Annotated in this window: 7 protein-coding genes; 5 read left to right on the top strand and 2 right to left on the bottom strand. The window is 70.5% G+C overall.

The window, feature by feature from the left end:
• On the top strand, positions 1-239 hold a 239-nt coding region (locus tag AMK22_RS36970; protein WP_143203661.1), incomplete at its 5' end, for an ArsR/SmtB family transcription factor.
• Between the two features lie 229 nt (positions 240-468).
• On the opposite strand, the gene AMK22_RS36975 is transcribed toward AMK22_RS36970, so the two are convergent.
• Positions 469-765 carry an MTH1187 family thiamine-binding protein gene (locus tag AMK22_RS36975; protein ID WP_073792111.1) on the bottom strand — a complete coding sequence of 99 codons (297 nt, stop codon included), beginning with the start codon at positions 763-765 and terminating at the stop codon, positions 469-471.
• On the bottom strand, positions 762-1,112 hold the full coding sequence (locus tag AMK22_RS36980; RefSeq protein ID WP_073792112.1) for a DUF3817 domain-containing protein: 351 nt from the start codon (positions 1,110-1,112) through the stop codon (positions 762-764). The genes AMK22_RS36975 and AMK22_RS36980 overlap by 4 nt, the downstream gene beginning before the upstream one ends.
• 289 nt (positions 1,113-1,401) lie before the next feature.
• Between AMK22_RS36980 and AMK22_RS36985 the strand changes: the two genes are divergently transcribed.
• The 4 genes from AMK22_RS36985 to AMK22_RS37000 all read left to right on the top strand — a co-directional run bounded on the left by AMK22_RS36985 (position 1,402) and on the right by AMK22_RS37000 (position 4,053).
• Positions 1,402-2,034 carry an AIM24 family protein gene (locus AMK22_RS36985; RefSeq protein WP_073792114.1) on the top strand — a complete coding sequence of 211 codons (633 nt, stop codon included), beginning with the start codon at positions 1,402-1,404 and terminating at the stop codon, positions 2,032-2,034.
• Positions 2,034-2,684 (top strand): AIM24 family protein, encoded by a 651-nt coding sequence (locus AMK22_RS36990; protein WP_073792115.1) that lies wholly within the window; start codon positions 2,034-2,036, stop codon positions 2,682-2,684. The genes AMK22_RS36985 and AMK22_RS36990 overlap by 1 nt, the downstream gene beginning before the upstream one ends.
• A complete protein-coding gene (locus AMK22_RS36995; protein WP_073792117.1) occupies positions 2,681-3,445 on the top strand; it encodes an AIM24 family protein in 765 nt (254 codons plus the stop codon). The genes AMK22_RS36990 and AMK22_RS36995 overlap by 4 nt, the downstream gene beginning before the upstream one ends.
• 125 nt (positions 3,446-3,570) lie before the next feature.
• The gene (locus AMK22_RS37000; protein ID WP_073792118.1) at positions 3,571-4,053 is read left to right on the top strand and encodes a MarR family winged helix-turn-helix transcriptional regulator; all 483 of its coding nucleotides are present in this window, start codon (positions 3,571-3,573) and stop codon (positions 4,051-4,053) included.
• Positions 4,054-4,247: the final 194 nt, after the last annotated feature.

Consider the following 4,247-nt stretch of genomic DNA (forward strand, 5'->3'; position numbering starts at 1 on the left):
TCGCGCGGCTGCTCGGCCGGAGACGGGCCGAGGTCCTGTGCGCCCTCGACGAGCCGGCCGGGACGAGTGCGCTCGCCCACCGGCTGGGCCTCGCGCTCTCCTCCGTGTCGGAGCATCTGTCGGTGCTGCGCGCGGCGGGGCTGCTCACGTCGCGGCGGTACGGCCACCAGGTGCTGTACGAGCGGACCCCGCTCGGGATCGCCCTGGCCGCGCCGGACGGCCACGACGGACAGGAATGACGGGCGGGAATGACGAGGGAACCCCCGGCGGCGGCCGGGGGTTCCCTCGGATTCGCGCACGCCGTACGGCTACACGCGGGCGCACACCTCGGCGCGGGGACACGGCTACGTGCGGGCGCACACCCGGCGTGGGGCACGGTTACGTCCGGGCGCACGCCCGGCGTGGGAACGCGGCCTCGCGCGGGCGCACGCCTCCGCGAGGCCGCAGGGCGTGCGCCGTACGGCGGGGTCAGCCCTCCGAGAGGTACCGCTCGACGGTCTCCACCTTGGACGTCAGGCCGTCGGTGACACCCGGGCGGATGTCGGCCTTCAGCACCAGGGAGACCCGTCCGGCACGGGCCTCGACGGCGGCGACGGCGCGCTTGACGACGTCCATGACCTCGTCCCACTCGCCCTCGACGGAGGTGAACATGGCGTCCGTGCGGTTGGGCAGCCCGGACTCGCGGACGACCCTGACGGCGTCGGCGACGTACTCGCCGACGTCCTCGCCGACACCCAGCGGGCTGACCGAGAACGCGACGATCACGCGCCCACCACTCCCTCCCGGCGGGCCCGGGCGGCGATGACGCCGTCGGCCTCGTAGCGCTTGAGCAGCTTGTCCCCGTACAGCCCGCCGAACGGCACCAGCGCGAGCAGGAAGAAGAGCGCGACCCGCTTCAGCGGCCACTTGGTCTTGGACCAGACGTCGAGCAGCAGCACGGCGTAGATCACGAAGAGCACACCGTGCAGGATGCCGAGCGGCATCATCAGGAAGTCGATGTCCGAGACCCGGCTGAGGATCGAGCCAAAGATGATCAGCGCCGGGAAGGAGAGCGCTTCGGGGATCGAGATGAGGCGCAGCCGGTGCAGGGCGGTAGCGGTCTTGATGTCCACGAGGGCACCTTCGGTGGGAGGGTCGTGACTGCTTGTGAACGAGGGCACAAGCGCCCCCATTGTGGCATCGGCGCGGGCGGTCTCCGGCGCCGGGGGCGTATGTTCCCGGTCACGCGCGCGCACGCGGGGACGCGCCCCCGTCCTCGTGCGCGTCCGGCGCGCCCGAGGCGATTCGTCCCGGCTCTGTGCGGATTCGGTACCGGGTGTGCATCAGGGGTGATTCAGGGGCGCTGTTCGGCCTTTGGCCCTGTCCGGGCCGGGACGCTGCCGATACCGTCGGCGGGTGGCGATGTTCCGACTCCAAGGCAGCAGAACTCTGGCCGTCGACCTGAACGGCGACGCCGTCAAGGCCAAGAACGGTTCGATGGTCGCGTACGACGGCCGGATGACGTTCAAGAAGATGACCGGCGGCGGCGACGGGCTGCGCGGCATGGTGACGCGCCGGCTGACCGGTGAGCAGATGTCCGTGATGCAGGTGACGGGCAAGGGCACCTGCTACTTCGCCGACCGCGCGAGCGAGATCAGCCTGGTCTTGCTGCACGGCGACAAGCTCTACGTCGAGGCGAGCAATCTGCTCTGCACCGACGCCGGGCTGCGCACCGGCACCACCTTCACCGGCCTGCGCGGCGGGGCGAGCGGCAACGGGCTGTTCACCACGACCGTCGAGGGCACCGGTCAGGTGGCGATCGTGTCGGACGGCGCGGCCGTGGGACTGCGGGTCTCACCGCAGTACCCGCTGTTCGTCGACCCCGGCGCCTACATCGCCCACCAGGGGGATGTGCGGCAGCACCTCCAGTCCGGGGTGAACTTCCGGACGCTGATCGGCGAGGGCTCGGGCGAGGCGTTCCAGATGAGGTTCGAGGGCGAGGGGATCGTGTACGTCCAGCCCAGCGAGCGCAACACCCTGGGGGGCGAACTCTGATGCCGTTCCGTGAGATCAACGCGAAGATGGTCGAGGCGACGGTGGTTCCCGGCCAGAAGCTGTACAGCCAGCGGGGCGCGATGCTCGCCTACCGCGGCGAGGTGTCGTTCACCCCGAACATCCAGGGCGGCCAGGGCGGGATGCTGTCGATGATCGGCCGCCGGGTGACGGGCGAGGCGACCCCGCTGATGACGGTCGAGGGGAACGGCACGGTGATGTTCGGCCACGGCGGCCATCACGTCCAGGTGATCGAGCTGTCCGGGGACACCCTGTACGTCGAGGCCGACCGGCTGCTCGCCTTCGACGGCTCGCTCCAGCAGTCCACCATGTTCATGGGCTCGCAGGGCGGGGTGATGGGCATGGTGCGCGGCCAGGTGACCGGCCAGGGCCTGTTCACCACGACGCTGACCGGCCACGGGGCGGTTGCCGTGATGGCCCACGGCGGGGTGATCGAGCTGCCGATCACCCCGGGCAACGAGGTGCACGTGGACCCGCAGGCGTACGTCGCGCACCACGGCAATGTGCGCAACAAGCTCTCCGCCGCGCTCGGCTGGCGCGAAATGGTGGGGCGCGGCTCCGGCGAGGCGTTCCAGCTGGAGCTGAGCGGCAGCGGCACGGTCTATGTCCAGGCATCGGAGGAGAAGCTGTGAGCACGCCCGTCGTCTTCGACCCGATGACGCTGCCCTCGGACGACAACGTCAACGCGTACACGTTCTGCGTGGAGTTGGCCGGAGGCCAGTGGTTCCTGCAGAAGGGCAGGATGATCGCCTACTACGGGCGGATCGAGTTCGACGGCGTCGGCCACGGCCGCTTCGAGCGGCTGCTGCGGACGAGCTTCCATTCGCCGCTGCACGCGAGCGACTGGGTGGTGGCGGAGGGCAGCGGCAAGATGCTGCTCGCGGACCGGGCGTTCGACGTGAACTCCTACGACCTGGAGGACGGGAACCTGACGATCCGTTCGGGCAACCTGCTGGCGTTCCAGCCGTCCCTGGCGCTCAAGCAGTCGATCGTGCCGGGGTTCCTGACGCTGATCGGCACGGGGAAGTTCGTGGCCGCGTCCAACGGCCCGGTGGTCTTCATGGAACCGCCGCTCCGGGTCGACCCGCAGGCACTGGTGGGCTGGGCGGACTGCCCCTCGCCGTGCCATCACTACGACCACGGGTATCTGACGGGCGTGCTGGGCGGTCTGCGGGCGCTGACCGGGATCGGCGGCACCTCGGGCGAGGAGCACCAGTTCGAGTTCGTCGGCGCGGGTACGGTCCTGCTCCAGTCGTCCGAGGCGCTGCTGCCCGACCAGCCGACGGGCGCGACACCGACCCAGCCGGGGGTGCCGGGCGGCTCGGGTCAACCCGGCGCCTCACACCGTCCGTCCGGTCAGCTCGGGGACCTCCAGCGTCGCTTCGGTTGGTGAACGGTAGCCTGCGCACTGTGACGCCGGGCGCCCGCACCCCGCGCTCCGAGCCGCGTTCGAGCCCGTACCACGGACGCCACACCTTCACTTCGTCCGTCTTTCAACTTCTTAGGTAGAATCGTCATATGGAGACCGAGACCGAGACCGCCACCCGCTGGCTGAACAACGCGGAGCAGTGCGCCTGGCGCACCCATCTGGAGGTCAGCAGACTGCTGATGCACCAGCTCGAGAAGGACCTCCAGCCCTTCGGCCTGACCATGAACGACTACGAGATCCTGGTCAACCTCTCGGAGTCGGAGGGTCAGCGCATGCGCATGAGCGACCTCGCCACCGCGACGCTGCAGTCCAAGAGCAGGCTCTCGCACCAGATCACCCGCATGGAGAACGCGGGCCTGGTCCGCCGGGAGAACTGCGAGTCCGACCGGCGCGGACTGTACGGCGTCCTCACCGAACACGGCGCGGAGACCATGCGGAAGGTGGCGCCGCACCACGTGGCGTCGGTGCGCAGGCACTTCATGGACCTGCTGACGCCGGAGGCGCTGGACAACCTGCACACGGCCCTGACCCCGGTGGCCGAGCATCTGCGCGGCCGACGCGGAAAGATCTGACCGCGGCGGAAGGCTCCGGCCGCGGGCGATGCGTCCTCGCGGGCGACGTGCCCCCGCGGGTCGCACGACCCTGCGGGCGGGACGACCCGCGCACGGCGTGACCTCGCGAGCGGCACGATCCCGTGGGCGAGGTGGCGCCCACGGCACGGGGTGGGGGCAGGCCGTCCGGCTCAGTCGGCGGCCGGCAGCCACCG

The sequence above is a fragment of the Streptomyces sp. CB01580 genome, from assembly GCF_001905795.1.
Lineage (GTDB): Bacteria > Actinomycetota > Actinomycetes > Streptomycetales > Streptomycetaceae > Streptomyces.

Coding starts and splice junctions, on each gene's coding strand:
- AMK22_RS36985 (WP_073792114.1), top strand. CDS start 1,402: ATGTTCCGACTCCAAGGCAGCAGAACTCTGGCCGTCGACCTGAACGGC.
- AMK22_RS36990 (WP_073792115.1), top strand. CDS start 2,034: ATGCCGTTCCGTGAGATCAACGCGAAGATGGTCGAGGCGACGGTGGTT.
- AMK22_RS37000 (WP_073792118.1), top strand. CDS start 3,571: ATGGAGACCGAGACCGAGACCGCCACCCGCTGGCTGAACAACGCGGAG.